Source organism: Anaerocolumna chitinilytica, assembly GCF_014218355.1.
Taxonomy (GTDB): Bacteria; Bacillota; Clostridia; order Lachnospirales; family Lachnospiraceae; genus Anaerocolumna; species Anaerocolumna chitinilytica.
This window is the reverse complement of record NZ_AP023368.1, coordinates 5,049,385-5,070,210: the sequence shown is the minus strand read 5'-3', so window position 1 is coordinate 5,070,210 and position 20,826 is coordinate 5,049,385. Positions and strand designations below refer to the sequence as shown.

Below are 20,826 nucleotides of genomic sequence, written 5' to 3'. Positions count from 1 at the left end.
TACAGCGACAGGTTACTCACCGGAATCTTTTTTATTGATTGGTATTGTTTGAATAGAATAAAAATTGGTGTTTTTTTGATTAAATTCCGTATATTGCTTGAAAAACCGCAGGAACTATAGTAGATTTGTTGTGATACGTAATGAAAAGAATAATTATTATTCCGAATATAGAAGATAAAGAGTACTGATTAAGAATATAAAAGAAAGTGAGAATGATATGTGGCTTGCAGATAAATGGAAAGATTACGAAGTAATCGATACTTCTAATGGTGAAAAATTAGAGCGTTGGGGAGAATATATTCTTGTCAGGCCCGACCCTCAAGTGCTATGGGATACGGAAAAGACAGATGCCAGGTGGAAGAAGCCTAACGGACATTATCACCGCAGCAGCAAAGGCGGCGGTGAATGGGAATTTTTTGACTTGCCGAAGGAATGGAATATTACCTATAGAGACATGGTATTTCATCTACAGCCTTTTAGTTTTAAGCATACTGGAATATTTCCGGAACAGGCAGCAAACTGGGATTGGTTTTATGAACTTATTAAACAGGAGAAAGAGAAGAATCCAGGGAAAGAGATAAAAGTATTAAACCTGTTTGCCTATACCGGCGGAGCAACAATAGCTGCTGCAAAGGCTGGCGCCAGTGTGACCCATGTGGATGCTTCTAAGGGAATGGTTACATGGGCAAAAGAGAATGCTGCTCTTTCTGGTTTATCCGAAGCTCCCATTCGCTATATCGTAGATGACTGTATAAAGTTCGTAGAACGGGAAATTCGCAGAGGAAATTTTTATGATGCAATTATCATGGACCCTCCGTCTTATGGCAGAGGTCCAAAGGGTGAGACTTGGAAAATTGAAGAGAATATTCATTCGTTTGTGAAATTATGTGCAGGGGTTCTAAGAGAAGAACCGTTATTTTTCCTGATAAATTCCTATACTACAGGCCTTCAGCCGGCAGTTCTCTCTTATCTGCTGGGGCTTGAAATCCAAAGCAGATTCGGAGGAGTGGTGAAAGCTGATGAAATAGGTATACCGGTGACTTTAAGTAAGCTTACTCTTCCCTGCGGTGCATCGGGACGTTGGTCTAACATCCGATAACCGTAAGGGCAAGCAGGATTTCATGATTAAAATTAGAAGAGGAAATGAAAGGTGATGTTAATCTTTCTTTTGTCTTCTAATTTTAGCTCTTCGTCAACTTATAACGACTCTATAAAGTAAATGTTGCTATTACTGAGCTTTTTTACTTCTGTTGGGACTGTATTTTAAGATATGATTATTTAACAGATATCAGACTGGTATAATGAAAGAATATATTTACACCTGCATTACAATAAATATCAAAGCCTGTAACTTTCATAAGGATAAATTTAACGGTTGTGAGGGATTTCATGAGAGTGTTTTTGGTAGATGATGAAGAGTTGGCATTGGATGTTTTGGAAAGAATGTTAAACCGAATAGAGAATGTTCAGATTGTAGGAAAATACATGGATTCCCAGAAAGCATTTGACGACCTAAGAACAGAAAGCATAGATGTTGTATTTCTGGATTTAGAAATGGGAGGACTAAATGGCCTTGAGTTTGCCAGAAGGCTGTTACATAAGGAAGAAGCACCGGAGGTTATTTTTGTAACGGCTTATGCTCAGTATGCAGTGGAAGCCTTTGAGGTTGATGCACTGGATTATTTATTAAAACCTATAACGATAAGCCGTCTCGAAAAATCCATTCAAAAGGTTGAGGAAAAACTAAAAATTAAGAAGATTGCGAGGACACAGATAGCAGAAGGAAAGACAAATATATATATTCATTCCTTGAAGGAATTTCAAGTGTTTAAGGGAGATAAAATGTCTGCGCCTCCTATGCGGTGGCGTACGAAGAAAGTAAAAGAGATGTTCTGCTATTTGTGGCTGAATAACGAAAAACCGGTAAATAAATATCGTATTCTGGAAGAATTATGGGCAGATGCACCTTTGGATAAAAGCACGGTTTTACTGCATACTACGGTGTATCAATTAAGGAAAGCCATCAAAGAGCTGGGATATGAAGAGGGTTTGCAATATATGAACGACCAGTATATTTTAACCTTACCAATGAAAAGTGACCTGGAAGAATTAAGAACACTGCTCCGAGAACCTGAGCCTACACCCGAGCAAATGAGCAGGCTTCTTACAATATACGAAGGGGACTTATTGGAACACGACGAGTATGACTGGTGTATTTATGATAGACAGCATCTTAGGAATGCTTATTTGAACTATCTGGAAAAATATATTGATAAGAATCTGAACACCTTAAAAAGTGAAATAATGGAAAGCTGCCTTCAAAAGCTGCTTCGATTGGATGTTTATAATGAAAAATATGTCTTTCTGCTGATGGAATATTATGCTGATAATGGAAATGGGAAAGGGGTTATAAAGGTATACCAGTATTACAGTAAGGTTCTCCGAGAGGAATTAGGACTCAAACCATCGAGTAAGGTAATTGAAATATACAACAGATTTCTAAAAAGAGAGTAAGCTCTCTTTTTTTTATGTAATATTCAGTAACGATAACTAATATTATTGTTCAGAATATGTTCAGTATCTATAAGTATAATAAAAAGACAAACCTTGAAAATATTGGTTAATCTTTTTGGCTCTTATTGTTACATAAAACGGAAATAGCATTTTAAGAATTTAAAGAAAGGAAGAAGGAGTATGAAAATGTTTATTAAAAAAGGTAGAACAACCTTAATTTTAATACTAATCTTAAGCATGATAATGAACTTACCATTACCTGCATTGGGATTGGGGACACATGTGAAAGCAGATACCGGACAGGATTTGGGCAATATTTTTGACAAAGTTGAGCTGACTACAGGATCAGAGCCTTATACGGTGCTGCCGCTGGATCAACCCTTGCAAATCACACAGGATATGAGCGTAGGCCTTTTATTCTATTGGAGCATCCCGGAAGGGCAAGATGTACAAGCAGGCGATTATGCAGAGATCAATGTACCGGCAGCATTTTTGCCTATTGCTAATGCAAGCGGAAACCTTCTGATGTCTAACGGAGAATCGGCAGGTACTTTTAACTTTGATAAGGATACTCGTATTCTGAAATTGGTATTTAATGATGCTCTGAGCTTGAACGGAAGTTATTCGGAGAATAGGGATGGTACTGTTGGTATAATCCTTAAATTTGATCTTACGAAGTTTGAAGATGATACCAGTCAAACCGTGCACTTTGAGTATATGGAAAAACTTGATTTTACTGTTACTGTCAAGCCTGGCAGCGGCGGAACAGTAATTACAAAGAACGAAATTCATGAAGCACAGAATGCCAAAGAGGTAACCTGGACAGTGGATGTAAATACCTCTCTAGATAATATTACAGATGCTGTTTTTAAGGATATCATACCGGCAGGATTGGAATTGGTATCTGGCAGTGTTAAGAAATATCCTCTTACGGTAGGTTATAATGGAAAGATTACCCAAGGAGCAGAAGAATCCATAACACCAGTTATGGAGGCTGGCGGGTTTTCTGTTCCCATGGGGCATATTCAATCAGCTTACCGTTTTATCTATAAAACAAAGATAGTTAGTTATACATCAGGTCCTTATACCAACAATGCGACCTTATCAGACGGTGGGAGCCTTTTGGGGACCGCCAGCAGTACAATTCCGAATTTTCCACGCAGTGCCATGATTGAAAAGAACGGCTCTGCTGCTTATAATAACGATGGGAATGCAAGTGTGATTCACTGGACTATTGATGTTAATAAGGCAGAATCCATCGTTACCGGAGCAGCAATATCGGAAACAATATCCGATAACCAGACAATTAAGAACAATACAATAAAAGTATATAAACTGATCAAGAGCGGAAGCAGTTGGAGTCAGGGAGCTGATGTAACGGATGCGATTAAGGCTATTAATTCTCTTGATATGGATGGTAACCTTCAGTTTCCTATTAACATGGGTGATTTAAAGGAAGGCGCATACCGTATTGTTTATGATGCAGGTATTATCTATGGAGATAATTACTATTATGAAGACAATAAGTCTTCTCTTACCTGTACCAATAAGGCTACTTTAACTGATGGCGGTGTTTATGTTGCAGATGCGGAAAAATCAATTAATGTAACCAGAGGTGCTATACTTTCAAAATCAGCAATTAATTCTATTAGTTACAGTGCTAAAACTATAACCTGGACCATAGTAGCAAATACAGGTAATCAGTCTATTAACGGAGCAGTGGTACATGACCAGCTTCCGGATGGACTGACCTTAAAAGCCAACAGCGTTAAGGTAATGAACGAGAATGGAAGTTTAATAGACACCCCTAGTATTACTCCTGATGGGAGCGGGAATTTTACCATTACACTGGGAAATATTAATGCGAAGCGCACAATTACCTATGTAACAGATATTCAACCAAATTTTTATGGCAGTGAATTCAAAAATAAAGCGTGGCTATCAGGTACCGGAACCGGTGTGGGACCCGGAACTACAGCGGAGCAGGCCTTGGAAAAGTCAATTACGCCTACTATTGTAAACTCTTATACAAAAGGTACTTTAACTACCACCACGACGGTACCCGGAAGTGATTCGATTACTTATAAGGGAATTGATTATGATGCTAAAACAATGAGTTGGCAACTGACGGTTAAACCGATTAAGAGAGCGGTGGAAGAACTTACGATAACAGATTCTTTCCCTAACAACGGCATGGTATTTCTTCCTGAGACCTTACGGGTACTGGCAGGTAACACGGTTTTAACACTTGGTACGGACTATACCATTGAAGCTCCTGCCGGAGGAAGTACGGATTATCAGAATGGCTTTGTACTAAAGCTTATCGGGAACCCCTGGCAGGGTTCAGATTACCATATTTATTACAAAACCAGTTTTGATTTGAACACACCGGGAATTGTACCGGTAACGCAAAACAAATATTTAAATCATGTGGTCTTTACCGGAAAAACATCCGATGGTCCTTTTACCGTCACACCAACGGATGCATATTACCAGCTGGATAGTACCGCTTATAATAACGGTAAAAAAGACGGAAGCTTAGATTTGCAGACCAGACAGATAAGCTGGCAGATTTACACCAATTATTTGTCGGTAAATAAAGGAGCAGATATTACGGTTGCAGATACATACGAAGCTGGCCAGCACCTTCTTCCGGAAACCTTTACGGTTACGAAATATAAGCTGAATGCCTCCGGAACGCCTATACTGGATAGTACACCATTAATTCCGGGCACGGATTATATCCTTACAGCAGCCGGTGATGGCTTTAATCTCACAATTACAAAAGAGCCGGATAAAGCCTATGTTATTCAGTATAAGACACAGATTGATGGTCTTTCAAAGGCTAGTTATAAAAACAGTGCGACAGTAACGAAGGACGGAGACTCTGTTCTGTATGAAAAGACAGTGACCTATCCGGACTGGGATAATTTTATCGCTAAGACGGCCGTTGATGTTGACTCCAACATGAAGGTTTATCCGGACGATGAAATTAATTGGAAGGTAGTACTGAATAAGAGTTTATCAGAAATAACAAACGGGGTATTTACAGATGTTATCAGCAGCGGTCATGTATATGTAAACGGAAGCCTGAAGGTCTACCAGATAACAAATGTCAATACCAATGACAGGATAGAAATCAGCCCTTCCGACACAACCTTTGAATTAAAGAGCGAGGCCGGTGTGAATCCTGGGGAATGGAATCTTACAGTAAGTTTTAAGAATAACATTACCAGCCGATATGAAATTGAGTATAAAACAGTTGTAACTGCAAAAGAGGGCACTATAAAGAATAATGCCAAATTCACCGGTACCGGTGTTAACAAATCCAGCAATGCGAATAACGGCGCAGGGTTTACGGTTACACAGACTGCTTTTGGCACGGGAGGCGGAACCACTAATAAAGGAAAGATAACCATTAATAAGGTAGATAAAGATACCGGTAACCTTATTAATACGTCACCGGCGGTCTTCGAGCTGTATTATATGCTCAATGATACGAAAATGGTAATAAGCGGTTCCGGCCAGTCTACGGCTAACGGAGTACTTACCTATTCCGGGCTTTCCTTTAGAACATATTATCTGAAGGAACTGTCAGCACCTAATGGATATTACCTTAATGATACCGTTTATCCCATAACATTAAATTCAAGCAATAAGAATATTACTCAAGTAGTAGAAAATGAAGCAAAGAAAGCAATACAGATAGTAAAGACAGATAAATATGACCCAAGTAAAAAACTGGAAGGCGCTAAATACAGGCTTCTAAAGATTGCTGATGACGGCACCGTTACAACTGTTGAAGAAAAGGCTACAGATGCAAATGGCCAGTTACTCTTTAGCGGACTGGAGTTCGGTAAGTACAAGGTATTAGAAATTGAAGCACCGAATAAGTATCAGCTTCCCACAGAGGGAGAGAGTGATCTGCTGGAGATTAAAACCGGTACAAATAGTCCTCTTGTAGTTCCGATGACCAATGAAAGTAAAAGAACATTAAAGGTCATAAAAGAAGATAAGGAAGATTCCGGAAAGAAACTGGAGGGAGCAGTCTTTAAATTGTTTGATGCTTCTAATATACAAATTGGTGATACCTATACCAGTGACAGCCACGGAGAGATAAAAATACCGGATTTAGATAACGGAACTTATACCTTAAAAGAGATCTCTGCACCGGAAAATTATCAACTGCCTCAGATTACAGAAACGGTGATAAATATCAATAGAGCAACTGACCTGTCCTCTGATGGAACCGGTGACAATATCGTTACACAAATTATCAAGAATGCATCTTTAAAGACCATTAAGATTATAAAGGTAGACTCGGAGGATACCAGCAAGACCCTGCCCGGTGCTGAGTTTAAATTATATGATTCCAATCATATTCTAATAGGAACATATACTACAGACAGCAATGGAGAAATTATTATATCAGGGCTTAAAGTAGGCAGTTATAAACTGGAGGAGACAAAAGCACCTGCTGGCTATAAACTACCGGATAATCCTGTGACGCCTGTAGAGATCACTTATGATACGGATTATGATACGATATTACCTTCTATTGGAAATGAAGTATACCGTTCAATAAAGATTATTAAGGTCGATAAGGATGATACCTCTGTTGTATTAAAGGATGCGGAATTTCAGTTATGGAAGGATGGAATAAAGGTAGCAGATAAGATTATGACAGATGAATCCGGAGTTGCTGTTATCCCAAATCTATTGTTAGGTAAGTATAAACTGATTGAAACAAAAGCACCGGAAGGATATATCACACTTTCTGACAGTCAGATTGGAATAGAAATTAAAGTGGGATCACCCATCCAGATTCCGATTACAGTAGAAAATGACCTTTTAAGAACCTTAGTAATTAAAAAGGTAGATGCAGGAAATACAACTAAATTACTGGAAGGAGCAGAATTCACAGTAAAGGCTCCTGATGGAACGACCAAAACACTTAAGACGGGAGCTGATGGTACTGCAGTTTTATCAGGATTAACTTTCGGCAGTTATGTGATAACTGAAACAAAGGCACCTACAGGGTACCTAATAATGAGTTTGCCGAAAACAGTTATTACTGATAACTCTCAAAAAATATTTACTGTTGAAATAGGGAATGCTCTATACATTCCGTCACCGAATCCATCACCGGAACCCAGTGTAACGCCCAGTCCTACACCAACACCAACTGCAGAGCCAACACCGACTCCGTCTAAGGGACCGGAACCAACGAATAAGCCTACGCCTACACCAGAGCCAATCACTGAGGCCACGAAAGAGGATACACCAAAAGGCGGTACGGTGCCTGTTCCAGATGGAAGTAAAACCGAGGTGGGAGAAAAACCAAGTAACGGAACGGTTAAAGTAGATGATAAGGGCAAATGGACGTACACACCGGATAGCGGCTATACCGGTAAAGATAAATTCTCTATCATTGTAAAACATCCCGATGGAAGCAAGGAAGAAGTTGTGGTTGAAATTGATGTGGATAAAATCCCTCTCGGAAATGTGAAACCGAAGCCGAATGACACGGCAGAGGATGTAAAGATACCAAAGACTGGTGAAACTGTTCCGTTAGGTTTACTGCCAGCTATGATAGGTGGTATAACCGGTGGTATTATAATGATATTCAGCAGAAAGAAAAAAACCAGAAGTTAGTGCCGGATAGTTAAGGAAGATTATTATTTAAATAAGTAACAGAGACTGCAAGTTCATTATTAGGGTGGATAAAATCCATTAATAACTGGACTTGCAGTTTTTTAATATTATCTGAATGTCTATTATTCAGACAAATATATAAAAAACATCGCAGTTGAAAGACAATATATAACATTGAACAAAATTACACCAAAATAAAAGCGAGAATTTTGTAGAAATAACTGTATTCAAGAAGTAAAGGCTATGATATAATAATGGCATAAATATTAGGAAATAGTCTACATATAAATCCGGTGCTTTCCACCGATAAAGGCAAAATCAGCGAAAGCTGATGACGCAAAGCTATAGGGCCTTATTTATTTTTATAAATTGGCAGCCAGTTACCGAAAGGGGAGTTTTTTGTGTATAATTTTTTAAAGAAAGGCCTGCTATTTATAGTAGCAGTGATTTTGCTATCCGAAAGTGTATATATACCTGAAATGACTTATGCAGCGGATGCAGCAGTCATAGACAAGAGCGAAATAAAGAACGGCATTATTATTGTTGATTATAACAATGAAACAACATCACTGGTGAGAATCACGAAAGACAGTTCTAAGTATATATATGATTTGTCAGGGGAAGTCAGAGTACCTCTTCAGTTGGGAAATGGTGACTATAAGATTGAAGTTCTGGAAAATATTGAAGGAAACAAATATCGTCAGGTTGCAGCAGAAACTATAAATTACAACGATGACAACGGTAAAACAGTATTTTTACAAAGCAATGAAATCGTTAATTGGAATTCAGATATGGCATCCATAAAGAAAGCGAAAGCTTTGACACAAAACGCTGTTACGGATACTGAAAAAGTTGCTGCAATTTATTCCTATATTGTAAAGAATATAAAGTATGACTACGAAAAGGCAGAGACAGTGCAAAACGGTTATGTACCGGCTATTGACGATGTATATACAGCGAAAGAAGGAATCTGCTACGATTACGCGGTACTTTTTGCAGCAATGCTCAGAAGTGTTGGAATACCGACGAAAGTACTGATGGGAACATCAACGGATGTGACTGAATATCATGCATGGAATCAGGTTTATATGAAAGATACAAAAAAATGGATTACGATTGACACTACAATCGATGCGGCTTTGAAAACGGTTAATATGGATAAAATGGCGAAGAAAGTATCACACTATAGTATAGAAAAGCAATATTAAACAAAATGAATAATCTGCCTTCCTTTTTTTATATTTTATTATAGAAAGAAGAAATATCAGTATACGAGGATATAATCCCTATGCTGATATTTTTTTGCTATAAAATATATTTATTACACATAATGATAAAAATTTATTGTAAAAAAATGATGTAATTAAAAATAAAAAAAAGATAAAAAACTGCTTGCATTATTGATTTTACTATAGTATAATTAGTACTGCTGTGACATTGATAGCGTAGAAGCGAGAGGTTGCTACATATAATGTAGGTTTTCCGTGGAGCGAATGTCAAGTTATGAAACTGGCGACAAGTCACTGTACAAATAAAGATTCTGCAAAAGATTATTTCGAGCAGATAAGTGTGGGTAACCCTATGTTTTCTTATGTGGAAAACGGAGAGTCTTAATTAGGCTTTAAAGACGGGACACACACGGCCCAGTGTACAGTCACCGCTTGTCGTACTGCTATTAAGTGCGAAAAGGAGGCGACTTTTTTTATGGCAAGTCAAGTAATGAGGATTACATTGAAAGCGTATGACCATCAGTTAATCGATCAGTCAGCTGCAAAAATCATCGAGACTGTAAAAAAGACAGGATCAAAGGTGAGCGGACCTGTACCCCTACCTACTAAGAAGGAAGTAGTTACAATTCTTAGAGCGGTACACAAATACAAGGATTCCAGAGAGCAGTTCGAGCAGAGAACTCACAAGAGATTAATCGATATCATCACACCTACACAAAAAACGGTAGATTCATTATCCAGATTAGAAATGCCTGCCGGTGTGTACATCGACATCAAGATGAAGACAAAGTAATCATCGAAAACAAGCAAAGACAAAATCCTTTAGGGTTTATATATAGGGTAAGGTTCACAAGGAACCTGCACCAAGGTAGACCATCTAGGATGATTACGCGTAGTGTTGAAGTGCGAAGTGTAACGGAGTACTGCAAAGCACATGGCGCAATCCGCTGTAGATTAAACAGGAGGTGCAAGTAATGAAAAGAGCAATTTTAACGACAAAAGTCGGAATGACTCAGATTTTCAACGAGAACGGAAGCTTGATTCCGGTAACTGTATTACAGGCAGGACCTTGCGTTGTAACACAGGTTAAAACAGTTGAAAACGACGGATACGCTGCCGTTCAGGTAGGTTTCGGAGATATCCGTGAAGTATTGGTTAACAAACCAAGAAAAGGACACTTTGCAAAAGCAGGTGTTGCAAACAAAAAATATCTTAAAGAGTTCAAGTTTGATAATGCTGCTGATTACACAGTAGGACAAGAAATCAAAGCTGACATCTTTACAGAAGGTGAAAGAGTTGATGCTACTGCTAAATCAAAGGGTAAGGGATTCCAAGGTGCAATCAAGAGATACGGACAGTCCAGAGGACCTATGGCTCATGGTTCCAAATTCCACAGACATGCAGGTTCCAATGGTGCTGCTACAACACCCGGACGTGTATTCAAGGGAAAACACATGCCTGGACATATGGGACATGTAAAAGTAACAGTTCAGAATCTGGAAGTTGTAAGAGTTGATGCAGAAAAGAACATTATTTTAGTAAAAGGTGCCGTTCCCGGACCTAAGAAATCTTTAGTAATGTTAAAGAATACCGTAAAGGCAAACTAGAAGCTTTGAGAAAGGAGGACGACACAGATGGCAAACGTATCTGTTTTTAATATGGAAGGCAAGGAAGTTGGTTCTATCGAACTTAACGACGCTGTTTTCGGAGTAGAAGTTAACGATCATTTAGTTCACATGGCAGTTGTTTTACAGCTTGCCAATAAACGTCAGGGTACACAGAGTGCCAAGACCCGTGCTGAAGTAAGCGGCGGCGGAAGAAAACCCTGGAGACAGAAGGGAACCGGTCATGCAAGACAGGGTTCAACAAGATCTCCTCAGTGGAAGGGCGGCGGAATTGTATTTGCTCCCAAGCCAAGAGATTATTCATTTAAGATGAACAAGAAAGAAAAACAGCTTGCTCTGAAATCTGCTTTGACTTCCAGAGTGGAAGAAAAGAAGATTTTCGTTTTAGATGAGTTAAAATTAAGTGAAGTTAAAACAAAGAACTTCGTAAAAGTTCTTGACAATTTAAAGGTTAACAAAGCACTTGTGGTTACAGGTGAGAAGGATGAGAATGTAATTCTTTCTGCAAGAAACATCCCTACTGTAATTACCGCAATTCCTGGAACTATCAATGTGTTTGATATCTTAAAGTATGATACACTGATACTCACCAAGGATGCAGTAGCAAAAATTGAGGAGGTGTACGCATAATGGCTGATTTAAAATTTTATGATGTAATTTTAAAACCAATCGTAACAGAAAAAAGCATGAATTCTATGTCTGAAAAGAAGTACACTTTTTCTGTTCATCCTGATGCTACAAAGAATCAGATTAAAGAAGCTGTTGAGAAGATGTTTGCCGGAACAAAGGTTGTAAGTGTTAATACAATGAACCTTGACGGAAAGAACCGCAGACGTGGAAATACAGCAGGAAAGACTTCCAAGGTTAAGAAAGCAATTGTTCAGTTGACTGCTGATAGTCCTGAAATTGAGATCTTCTCCGGATTATAAGATATACGATCAATAAATTATGGTGTTTATTCGCCGATAACAGAATAAAATAATTGCTCGAAAGGAGTGCAAAAGATGGGAATTAAGAAGTTTAACCCATATACACCTTCCAGAAGAAATATGACCTCATCCGATTTCGCAGAGATTACAACATCTACACCTGAGAAATCCTTAGTTGTTTCTATTAACAAGAATGCAGGCCGTAACAATCAAGGAAAAATTACAGTAAGACATCAGGGCGGCGGCTCTAGAAGAAAATATAGATTAGTAGATTTTAAGAGAAGAAAAGACGGAGTACCTGCAAAGGTCCTGACTATCGAATATGATCCTAACAGAACTGCAAACATCGCATTAATCTGCTATGCAGATGGTGAGAAGTCCTACATCCTGGCTCCTAACGGATTACAGGTAGGCGCTACCTTAATGAATGGTGAGACTGCAGAAGTTAGAGTAGGAAACTGCTTACCTCTTCAGAACATCCCTGTTGGTACACAGATTCACAATATCGAATTATATCCTGGAAAAGGCGGCCAGTTAGTACGTTCAGCAGGTAACTCTGCACAGTTAATGGCTAAAGAAGGCAAATATGCAACTCTTCGTCTTCCTTCCGGCGAAATGAGATTAGTGCCTATTATCTGCCGTGCTACTATTGGACAGGTGGGCAATATTGATCATGAATTAGTAAACATCGGTAAAGCTGGACGTAAGCGTCATATGGGTATCAGACCTACAGTCCGCGGTTCCGTTATGAATCCTAACGACCATCCTCACGGTGGTGGTGAAGGTAAGACTGGTATCGGCCGCTCAGGTCCTGTTACACCTTGGGGTAAACCTGCTCTTGGTTTAAAGACCAGAAAAACCAACAAAGCGTCTAACAAGATGATTGTAAGAAGAAGAGACGGTAAAACTGTTAAATAATTAAGGAGGTTAAACCTATGGCTCGTTCATTAAAAAAAGGACCGTTCGCTGATGAGCATCTGCTTAAAAAGATAGATGCTATGAATAAAGCAGGTGACAAATCTGTAATCAAGACATGGTCACGTCGTTCTACGATTTTCCCTCAGATGGTTATGCACACCATTGCTGTACATGATGGCAGAAGACATGTACCTGTATATGTTACAGAAGACATGGTTGGCCACAAGTTAGGTGAATTTGTTGCAACTAGAACCTATAGAGGACATGGAAAAGACGAAAAGAAGACGAAGAGATAAAGTAACTTGGAATTGAAAGGAGGTTTCATCCATGGCGAAAGGACATAGATCCCAGATAAAGAGAGAAAGAAATGAGAATAGAGATACAAGACCCAGTGCAAAGGTTTCCTATGCAAGAGTGTCTGTACAGAAAGCTTGTTTCGTTTTAGACGCCATTAGAGGTAAAGACGTTGAAACAGCTCTTGGTATTTTAGCTTATAATCCCAGATATGCTTCAACTGTAATAGACAAAGTGTTAAAATCAGCAATTGCAAATGCTGAAAATAACAACCACATGGACGTAAGTAAGTTATATATTCAGGAGTGCTACGCAAATCAGGCTCCTACAATGAAAAGAATCAGACCTAGGGCACAGGGAAGGGCATACAGAATCTTAAAGAGATTAAGCCACATCACTGTTGTACTAAATGAAAGATAAGGAGGGCAATAATGGGACAGAAAGTTAATCCTCATGGTTTAAGAGTCGGAGTTATCAAAGACTGGGATTCAAGATGGTATGCAGAAGCTGATTTTGCAGACAATTTAGTAGAAGACTACAATATCAGAACATACCTGAAAAAGAAATTATACAGTGCAGGTATTGCAAAAATCGAAATCGAACGTGCTTCTGACCGTTTAAAGGTTATCATCTTTACTGCAAAACCGGGTGTGGTTATCGGTAAAGGCGGACAGGAAATCGAGAAATTAAAGGTTGAAATCCAGAAGTTTACTGCTAAGAAATTAATGGTAGACATCAAGGAAATCAAAAAACCGGACTTAAATGCCCAGTTAGTAGCAGAGAATATTGCAGCTCAGCTCGAGAACCGTATATCTTTCAGAAGAGCTATGAAATCTACTATGTCAAGAACAATGAAGTCAGGAGCTAAGGGTATCAAAGCTGCTGTTGCAGGACGTCTTGGCGGAGCAGATATGGCTCGTACAGAATTCTACAGTGAAGGAACTATTCCGTTACAGACATTACGTGCGGATATTGACTATGGATTTGCAGAAGCAGACACCACTTTTGGTAAATTAGGCGTTAAAGTTTGGATTTATCAAGGTGAAGTACTTCCCACAAAGGCAAAAAAGGAAGGGAGCGATAAATAATGTTAATGCCAAAAAGAGTAAAACGTCGTAAGCAGTTCCGTGGCTCCATGGCAGGAAAAGCTACAAGAGGTAATACTATCTCTAACGGCGAATTTGGTCTGGTATCATTAGAGCCAGCTTGGATTAAATCAAACCAAATCGAAGCTGCCCGTGTTGCGATGACTCGTTACATCAAACGTGGTGGTAAAGTTTGGATTAAAATATTCCCCGATAAGCCAGTAACAACTAAACCGGCTGAAACTCGAATGGGTTCCGGTAAAGGCTCCTTAGAGTACTGGGTAGCTGTTGTTAAACCGGGACGCGTTATGTTTGAAATCGCAGGTGTTCCGGAAGAAACCGCAAGAGAAGCTTTAAGACTTGCAATGCATAAACTTCCTGTTAAGTGCAAAATTGTTTCTCGCGCAGAATTAGAAGGAGGTGCGGGCAGTGAAAACTAGTAAATTATTAGAAGATTTAAAAGTAAAATCAGTTAGTGAACTGAACGACGAATTAGTAGCTGCTAAAAAGGAACTTTTCAACTTAAGGTTCCAGAACGCAACAAATCAGCTGGATAATACCAGCCGTATCAAAGAAGTCAGAAAGAACATTGCCAGAATCCAGACGGTTATTTCTGAAAAAGCAAAAGCTTCTAACTAATTGAGAAAGGAGAATTGTTGTGGAAAGAAATCTGAGAAAAGTTCGTACCGGTAAGGTAGTAAGCGATAAAATGGATAAAACAATTACGGTTGCTGTTATTGACCATGTTAAGCATCCTTTATACAATAAAATCGTAAAGAGAACTTATAAATTGAAGGCTCACGATGAGAACAACGAGTGTGGTATCGGCGATAGAGTAAAAGTTATGGAGACCAGACCTTTATCCAAAGATAAGAGATGGAGACTTGTTGAAATTATCGAGAAAGCAAAATAATGAGATTCTGAAAGGAGTAAGGTCATGATACAACAGGAATCAAGACTTAGAGTTGCTGATAATACCGGTGCAAAAGAATTACTCTGCATCAGGGTACTTGGCGGATCTACAAGAAGATACGCTAATATCGGTGATATTATTGTTGCCAGCGTTAAAGATGCAACACCAGGCGGTGTTGTAAAAAAAGGTGACGTTGTAAAAGCTGTTGTTGTTCGTACTGTTAAAGGTGCTCGTCGTAAAGACGGTTCCTACATTAAATTTGATGAGAACGCAGCTGTTATTATAAAAGAAGACAAAAATCCCAAAGGAACACGTATTTTCGGACCTGTTGCAAGGGAATTAAGAGAAAAGCAGTTCATGAAAATTGTTTCATTAGCACCAGAAGTATTATAAGGAGGTGGAAACCTGTGTCAATGTTAAAAATCAAAAAGGGAGATAACGTGAAAGTTATCACCGGTAAAGATAAAGGCAAAGAAGGCAAAGTAATCGGCGTTACAGATGGTAAAGTACTTGTTGAAGGCGTTAACATGGTAACAAAGCATTCCAAAGCCAGCCAGTCCAATCCTAAGGGCGGCATCATGCACCAGGAAGCACCTATTGATGCTTCTAATGTTATGTATGTTCACAAGGGAAAGACTACAAGAATCGGTTTTACTACTGTTGAAGGTAAAAAAGGTTCCAAGAAAGTACGTGTCGCTAAAGTAAACGGCGACGTAATTGACTAATTCTAAGAGAGGAGGTCCCAAAAGTTGACTAGATTAAAAGAACTTTATTTGAATGAGATTGTAGCTGGAATGGAAAAGAAATTCAGTTACAAAAACACACTGGAAGTACCCAAGTTAGACAAAATCGTTATTAATATGGGTGTCGGCGAAGCAAAGGAAAACTCCAAGCTTTTAGATGCTGCTATTAAAGATATGGAAACAATCGCTGGACAGAAAGCTGTTGTTACCAAGGCTAAGAAATCCGTAGCTAACTTTAAAATCAGGGAAGGCATGCCCATCGGATGCAAAGTTACCTTAAGAGGAGATAAGATGTATGAGTTCGCTGATCGTCTGATTAACCTTGCACTCCCTCGAGTACGTGACTTTAGAGGTGTAAGTGCCAATTCATTTGACGGAAGAGGAAACTATGCTCTTGGAATTAAGGAACAGGTTATTTTCCCTGAAATCGAATATGATAAAATTGACAAAGTCAGAGGTATGGATGTAATATTCGTTACTACTGCTAAATCTGATGAAGAAGCTCGTGAATTATTGACATTATTCGGTATGCCATTCAAAAAATAGTTAGGAGGGAATTTCATGGCTAAAACGTCTATGAAAATAAAGCAGCAACGTCCCCAGAAGTTTTCCACCAGGGAGTATAACCGCTGCAGAATCTGTGGCCGTCCACATGGTTATTTAAGAAAATACGGAATTTGCAGAATCTGCTTCCGTGAATTAGCATATAAAGGACAAATACCAGGCGTTAAGAAAGCTAGCTGGTAATTAAAAGGAAGGAGGCAAACGACATGACAATGAGCGATCCTATTGCAGATATGCTTACAAGAATCCGCAATGCCAACACTGCAAAACATGATACAGTAGATGTACCGGCTTCAAAAATGAAAGTAGCTATTGCTGATATCCTTTTAAAAGAGGGTTATATCAGAAAGTATGACATTGAAGAAGTTGACGGTTTTAAGAATATCCATATTACTTTAAAGTATGGTAAAGATAAAAATGTTAAGATCATCACCGGTCTTAAGAGAATTTCTAAACCCGGACTCCGCGTTTATGCCAACAAGGAAGAGCTTCCGAAGGTTCTCGGAGGACTTGGTGTAGCTATCATCTCCACTAATATGGGTGTGGTTACAGACAAGGAAGCTAGAAAATTAAATGTAGGCGGAGAAGTTCTTGCCTTCATCTGGTAAGATGAATTATCTGGTAAGATGAATTATCTGGTAAGATGAATTATCTGGTAAGATAAAAATATCAGCTGAGTCGAATTACTATACAGAAAGAAATATCTGGTAATAAATTGATTTATCTGGTAAAATAGAGACAAACATTTTTCCTGCATTTATTGCAGGAGAAATGAGGCTGAGTTTGTATAAACTAATCAAATACACCAAATCATTTTTCTTTGAAAGGTGGATTGGAGTATATAGAAAACCATAGGAGGTGCGGGCATGTCACGTATAGGAAGAATGCCTATCGCTGTACCAGCAGGTGTAACCGTTGATATAGCAGAAAATAATAAAGTGACTGTAAAAGGTCCTAAGGGAACATTAGAGAGAGTGTTACCCTCAGAAATGGATATTAAACTTGAAGGTGCAGAAATCGTTGTTACAAGACCTAATGAATTAAAGAAAATGAAGTCTTTACACGGTCTTACAAGAACATTGGTTGCTAACATGGTAACCGGTGTAACCGCTGGATATGAGAAAGTTCTTGAAATCAACGGTGTTGGTTACAGAGCTGCAAAATCCGGTAAAGAGTTAACTTTAACATTAGGATATTCACATCCGGTTGTTATGGTTGATCCTGAAGGTGTTGAATCTGTATTAGAAGGACAGAATAAAATTACAGTTAAAGGTATCGATAAAGAAAAAGTCGGACAATACGCTGCTGAAATCAGAGATAAGAGAAGACCTGAACCTTATAAGGGCAAGGGTATTAAATATGCTGATGAAGTTATCAGACGTAAAGTTGGTAAGACTGGTAAGAAATAATTGGAGGTGAAATAAAAATGGTTAGTAAAGAAGCAAGATCCAAAGTTCGTGTAAATAAACATAGAAAATTACGTAATCGTTTTTCCGGAACTCCTGAAAGACCGCGTCTTGCTGTGTTTAGAAGTAATACTCATATGTACGCTCAGATCATCGACGATACAATTGGTAATACTTTAGTATCAGCTTCCACCGTACAAAAAGACGTAAAGGCTGAGCTTGATAAGACAAATGACGTAGCTGCAGCAGCATATTTAGGAACTGTTATTGCAAAGAAAGCACTTGAAAAAGGTATCAAGGCTGTTGTCTTTGACAGAGGCGGTTTCATATATCAGGGTAAAGTTAAAGCATTAGCAGAAGCAGCTAGAGAAGCTGGTCTGGAATTCTAAGCGAGGAGGGAAACACATGAAACGTACAATCGTTGATGCTGATCAACTGGAGTTAGAAGAAAAGGTAGTATCCATTAAACGTGTTACGAAAGTAGTAAAAGGTGGACGTAACTTCCGCTTTACAGCTTTAGTAGTAGTTGGTGACAAGAACGGCCATGTTGGAGCAGGCCTTGGAAAAGCGACTGAAATTCCGGAAGCTATTCGTAAAGGAATTGAAGATGCTAAGAAAAAGCTTATTTCATTTCCTATTGATGAAAATGGAAGTGTTCCTCATGACTATACAGGAAAGTTCGGCAGTGCAACTGTTCTTTTAAAACGTTCCGCAGAAGGTACCGGTATCATTGCTGGTGGTCCTGCACGTAACGTATTAGAGCTTGCCGGATTCAAGAACATCCGTACAAAATCACTTGGCTCCAATAACAAGCAGAACGTAGTTCTGGCAACTATTGATGGATTAAGCCAGTTAAAGACACCCGAGGAAGTTGCTAAACTCCGCGGTATCACTGTAGAAGAGCTGTTAGGCTAAGGAGGTCTTAAGATGGCAGATAAATTAAAAATTACTTTAGTAAAGTCTACAATCAGCTCAATTCCTAAGCACAAGAAAACAGTGGAAGCATTAGGACTTAAGAAGCTCCACAAAACGGTAGAATTACCCGATAATGCATGTGTAAGAGGAATGGTTGATCAGGTAAGACATTTAGTAAAAGTGGAAGAAATATAATCCAAAAATAGTAAGGAGGTGTACTAGATGAATTTATCAGAATTAAGACCGGCAGAAGGTTCCAAACAAAGCGGAAACTTCAGAAGAGGCCGTGGACATGGTTCAGGTAATGGTAAGACTGCAGGTAAAGGACATAAAGGACAGAAGGCACGTTCCGGCGCACCCAGAGTAGGTTTCGAAGGTGGTCAGACACCTTTTATCAGAACCTTACCAAAGAGAGGTTTTACTAATAGAAACACAAAAGAAATCGTAGCAATCAACGTAGACAGACTGAATGTTTTTGAAGATGGTTCTGTAGTTACAATAGATTCCTTAATGGAATACGGCATTGTAAGGAACCCAAGAGATGGTGTTAAGATCCTAGGAAATGGAGAACTTACTAAGAAGCTTGACGTAAAAGTATCTGCATTCAGCGAATCTGCTGCAGAGAAAATAAAAGCTCTTGGTGGAAATGCTGAGGTGATTTAGGAGATGTTTAAAACAATCCGAAATGCTTTTAAGATTAAAGATATAAGAAATAAGTTAGTGTTCACTTTAATTGCATTAATTATAGTAAGAATTGGCTGTCAGCTCCCTGTACCTGAAATAAACAGGGAGTATTTCTCCCAATGGGTTGGCAGTCAGACTTCATTAGGTTTCTTTGATACTTTAACTGGTGGCTCTTTCACTCGGATGTCAATACTTGCTCTGAATATTACACCTTACATTACAGCATCCATCATTATGCAGCTTCTTACTATTGCTATTCCTAAATTGGAAGAGCTGCAAAAAGACGGTGAAGACGGAAGAAAGAAAATCGCCGAGTTTACACGTTACCTGAATGTTGCTTTATCCTTAATTGAATCCATCGCTATGGCAATTGGATTTGGTAGATCAGGATTACTTATCGGCGGTATTACTTTCTCTAACGTAGTAATTATTGTAGCTACTTTAACAGCAGGTTCTACCTTCCTGATGTGGTTAGGTGAAAGAATTACAGAAAAAGGCGTTGGAAATGGTATCTCAATTGTCCTTTTAATTAATATCATTGCAAAGTTGCCAAGCGACTTCACAAACCTTTTCAGAACCTTTGTTACCGGTGCTGCCAGTGTAATTAACGGTATTATAGGTGCAGTTATAATCATCTTAGTAACTGTATTTGTAATTGCATTTGTAGTTTTACTGCAGAGTGCTCAGAGAAAAATCCCTGTTCAATATGCAAAAAAAGTACAAGGTAGAAAAATGGTTGGTGGACAATCCTCCCATATTCCTTTAAAAGTAAATACCGCAGGTGTTATCCCGGTAATTTTTGCCGGTTCTATCATGCAGTTCCCTATCGTTGTATCTTCCTTCTTTGGAGTACAGCCTGCAAGAGCTCATGTATGGCCTAAGATATTATACTTATTAAACCAGAATAACTGGTGCGATTTCACAAGTTTTGGTGAGTTTAAGTATACCCTAGGATTACTAATGTATATTGTTTTAATCATCTTCTTTGCTTATTTCTATACTTCAATTACTTTTAATCCACTTGAAGTATCTAATAATATGAAGAAACAGGGAGGCTTTGTACCTGGCATTCGTCCTGGTAAGCCTACGACAGAATATCTTACAAAAGTTGTGAATAACGTAATTTTAATCGGTGCAATCGGCTTAACCATTGTTTCTGTAGTTCCCATTTTCTTCTCAGGAGCATTTAATGCAACGGTATCTTTTGGTGGTACATCCATCATCATTATCGTTGGTGTTGTTCTGGATACTATGAAGCAGATTGAATCTCAGATGTTAGTACGTCATTACAAAGGATTCTTAAATGATTAATAAAATATAGAACAGCTGCAGGCGGGGCACAGCCCCGCCAT

26 protein-coding genes and 1 riboswitch are annotated in these 20,826 nt (G+C 38.7%); all 26 genes read left to right on the top strand.

Annotation, left to right across the window (positions count from 1 at the left end):
* The first annotated feature begins 217 nt into the window (after positions 1 to 217).
* The 26 genes from bsdcttw_RS22145 (at position 218) to secY (ending at position 20,785) form a co-directional block, all read left to right on the top strand.
* Positions 218 to 1,099, top strand: coding sequence for a class I SAM-dependent methyltransferase (locus bsdcttw_RS22145; protein WP_185256943.1), 882 nt, complete (start codon positions 218 to 220; stop codon positions 1,097 to 1,099).
* Between the two features lie 290 nt (positions 1,100 to 1,389).
* Complete coding sequence (locus tag bsdcttw_RS22140; RefSeq protein ID WP_185256942.1) at positions 1,390 to 2,514, top strand: response regulator; 1,125 nt, start codon at positions 1,390 to 1,392, stop codon at positions 2,512 to 2,514.
* Positions 2,515 to 2,700: 186 nt separating this feature from the next.
* The gene (locus tag bsdcttw_RS22135) at positions 2,701 to 8,169 is read left to right on the top strand and encodes a SpaA isopeptide-forming pilin-related protein (RefSeq protein WP_207726451.1); all 5,469 of its coding nucleotides are present in this window, start codon (positions 2,701 to 2,703) and stop codon (positions 8,167 to 8,169) included.
* 301 nt (positions 8,170 to 8,470) lie between these two features.
* A riboswitch (cyclic di-GMP riboswitch) is annotated at positions 8,471 to 8,557 on the top strand.
* Positions 8,558 to 8,570: 13 nt separating this feature from the next.
* On the top strand, positions 8,571 to 9,377 hold the full coding sequence (locus tag bsdcttw_RS22130; RefSeq protein WP_225903730.1) for a transglutaminase-like domain-containing protein: 807 nt from the start codon (positions 8,571 to 8,573) through the stop codon (positions 9,375 to 9,377).
* Positions 9,378 to 9,873: 496 nt separating this feature from the next.
* Positions 9,874 to 10,191: a 30S ribosomal protein S10 gene (rpsJ, locus tag bsdcttw_RS22125; RefSeq protein WP_033168728.1), complete on the top strand. Its 318-nt coding sequence runs from the start codon at positions 9,874 to 9,876 to the stop codon at positions 10,189 to 10,191.
* A 181-nt stretch (positions 10,192 to 10,372) separates the two neighbouring features.
* Positions 10,373 to 11,005: a 50S ribosomal protein L3 gene (gene rplC / locus bsdcttw_RS22120; RefSeq protein ID WP_185256940.1), complete on the top strand. Its 633-nt coding sequence runs from the start codon at positions 10,373 to 10,375 to the stop codon at positions 11,003 to 11,005.
* Between the two features lie 27 nt (positions 11,006 to 11,032).
* A complete protein-coding gene (gene rplD, locus bsdcttw_RS22115; protein WP_185256939.1) occupies positions 11,033 to 11,653 on the top strand; it encodes a 50S ribosomal protein L4 in 621 nt (206 codons plus the stop codon).
* Positions 11,653 to 11,952, top strand: a complete 300-nt coding sequence (gene rplW / locus bsdcttw_RS22110; protein WP_185256938.1) for a 50S ribosomal protein L23 — start codon at positions 11,653 to 11,655, stop codon at positions 11,950 to 11,952. The genes rplD and rplW overlap by 1 nt, the downstream gene beginning before the upstream one ends.
* Positions 11,953 to 12,027: 75 nt before the next feature.
* A complete protein-coding gene (rplB, locus tag bsdcttw_RS22105; RefSeq protein ID WP_185256937.1) occupies positions 12,028 to 12,870 on the top strand; it encodes a 50S ribosomal protein L2 in 843 nt (280 codons plus the stop codon).
* A gap of 17 nt (positions 12,871 to 12,887) precedes the next feature.
* A complete protein-coding gene (gene rpsS, locus bsdcttw_RS22100) occupies positions 12,888 to 13,166 on the top strand; it encodes a 30S ribosomal protein S19 (protein WP_073588588.1) in 279 nt (92 codons plus the stop codon).
* Positions 13,167 to 13,197: 31 nt separating this feature from the next.
* Positions 13,198 to 13,584 carry a 50S ribosomal protein L22 gene (rplV, locus tag bsdcttw_RS22095; RefSeq protein WP_185256936.1) on the top strand — a complete coding sequence of 129 codons (387 nt, stop codon included), beginning with the start codon at positions 13,198 to 13,200 and terminating at the stop codon, positions 13,582 to 13,584.
* Between the two features lie 11 nt (positions 13,585 to 13,595).
* The gene (gene rpsC, locus bsdcttw_RS22090; protein WP_185256935.1) at positions 13,596 to 14,252 is read left to right on the top strand and encodes a 30S ribosomal protein S3; all 657 of its coding nucleotides are present in this window, start codon (positions 13,596 to 13,598) and stop codon (positions 14,250 to 14,252) included.
* Positions 14,252 to 14,689 (top strand): 50S ribosomal protein L16, encoded by a 438-nt coding sequence (gene rplP, locus bsdcttw_RS22085; RefSeq protein WP_185256934.1) that lies wholly within the window; start codon positions 14,252 to 14,254, stop codon positions 14,687 to 14,689. Before rpsC ends, rplP begins: the two co-directional genes overlap by 1 nt.
* On the top strand, positions 14,679 to 14,888 hold the full coding sequence (gene rpmC, locus bsdcttw_RS22080) for a 50S ribosomal protein L29 (protein ID WP_185256933.1): 210 nt from the start codon (positions 14,679 to 14,681) through the stop codon (positions 14,886 to 14,888). The genes rplP and rpmC overlap by 11 nt, the downstream gene beginning before the upstream one ends.
* A gap of 19 nt (positions 14,889 to 14,907) precedes the next feature.
* Positions 14,908 to 15,162: a 30S ribosomal protein S17 gene (rpsQ, locus tag bsdcttw_RS22075; RefSeq protein WP_033169004.1), complete on the top strand. Its 255-nt coding sequence runs from the start codon at positions 14,908 to 14,910 to the stop codon at positions 15,160 to 15,162.
* A gap of 24 nt (positions 15,163 to 15,186) precedes the next feature.
* Positions 15,187 to 15,555: a 50S ribosomal protein L14 gene (gene rplN / locus bsdcttw_RS22070; protein WP_185256932.1), complete on the top strand. Its 369-nt coding sequence runs from the start codon at positions 15,187 to 15,189 to the stop codon at positions 15,553 to 15,555.
* A gap of 14 nt (positions 15,556 to 15,569) precedes the next feature.
* A complete protein-coding gene (gene rplX, locus bsdcttw_RS22065; protein WP_225903729.1) occupies positions 15,570 to 15,887 on the top strand; it encodes a 50S ribosomal protein L24 in 318 nt (105 codons plus the stop codon).
* Positions 15,888 to 15,911: 24 nt separating this feature from the next.
* Positions 15,912 to 16,451 (top strand): 50S ribosomal protein L5, encoded by a 540-nt coding sequence (gene rplE / locus bsdcttw_RS22060; RefSeq protein WP_185256931.1) that lies wholly within the window; start codon positions 15,912 to 15,914, stop codon positions 16,449 to 16,451.
* Between the two features lie 15 nt (positions 16,452 to 16,466).
* Positions 16,467 to 16,652, top strand: a complete 186-nt coding sequence (locus bsdcttw_RS22055) for a type Z 30S ribosomal protein S14 (protein WP_073278621.1) — start codon at positions 16,467 to 16,469, stop codon at positions 16,650 to 16,652.
* A gap of 23 nt (positions 16,653 to 16,675) precedes the next feature.
* Positions 16,676 to 17,077: a 30S ribosomal protein S8 gene (gene rpsH, locus bsdcttw_RS22050; protein ID WP_185256930.1), complete on the top strand. Its 402-nt coding sequence runs from the start codon at positions 16,676 to 16,678 to the stop codon at positions 17,075 to 17,077.
* Positions 17,078 to 17,335: 258 nt separating this feature from the next.
* Positions 17,336 to 17,878 (top strand): 50S ribosomal protein L6, encoded by a 543-nt coding sequence (gene rplF, locus bsdcttw_RS22045; protein ID WP_185256929.1) that lies wholly within the window; start codon positions 17,336 to 17,338, stop codon positions 17,876 to 17,878.
* Positions 17,879 to 17,895: 17 nt separating this feature from the next.
* Positions 17,896 to 18,264 (top strand): 50S ribosomal protein L18, encoded by a 369-nt coding sequence (rplR, locus tag bsdcttw_RS22040; RefSeq protein ID WP_185256928.1) that lies wholly within the window; start codon positions 17,896 to 17,898, stop codon positions 18,262 to 18,264.
* Between the two features lie 16 nt (positions 18,265 to 18,280).
* On the top strand, positions 18,281 to 18,790 hold the full coding sequence (gene rpsE / locus bsdcttw_RS22035) for a 30S ribosomal protein S5 (protein ID WP_185256927.1): 510 nt from the start codon (positions 18,281 to 18,283) through the stop codon (positions 18,788 to 18,790).
* Between the two features lie 12 nt (positions 18,791 to 18,802).
* The gene (gene rpmD / locus bsdcttw_RS22030; RefSeq protein ID WP_185256926.1) at positions 18,803 to 18,985 is read left to right on the top strand and encodes a 50S ribosomal protein L30; all 183 of its coding nucleotides are present in this window, start codon (positions 18,803 to 18,805) and stop codon (positions 18,983 to 18,985) included.
* A gap of 27 nt (positions 18,986 to 19,012) precedes the next feature.
* Positions 19,013 to 19,453: a 50S ribosomal protein L15 gene (gene rplO, locus bsdcttw_RS22025; protein ID WP_185256925.1), complete on the top strand. Its 441-nt coding sequence runs from the start codon at positions 19,013 to 19,015 to the stop codon at positions 19,451 to 19,453.
* Between the two features lie 3 nt (positions 19,454 to 19,456).
* Entirely contained in the window at positions 19,457 to 20,785 is a 1,329-nt protein-coding gene (secY, locus tag bsdcttw_RS22020; protein ID WP_185256924.1) for a preprotein translocase subunit SecY, read from the top strand.
* Positions 20,786 to 20,826 lie beyond the last annotated feature (41 nt).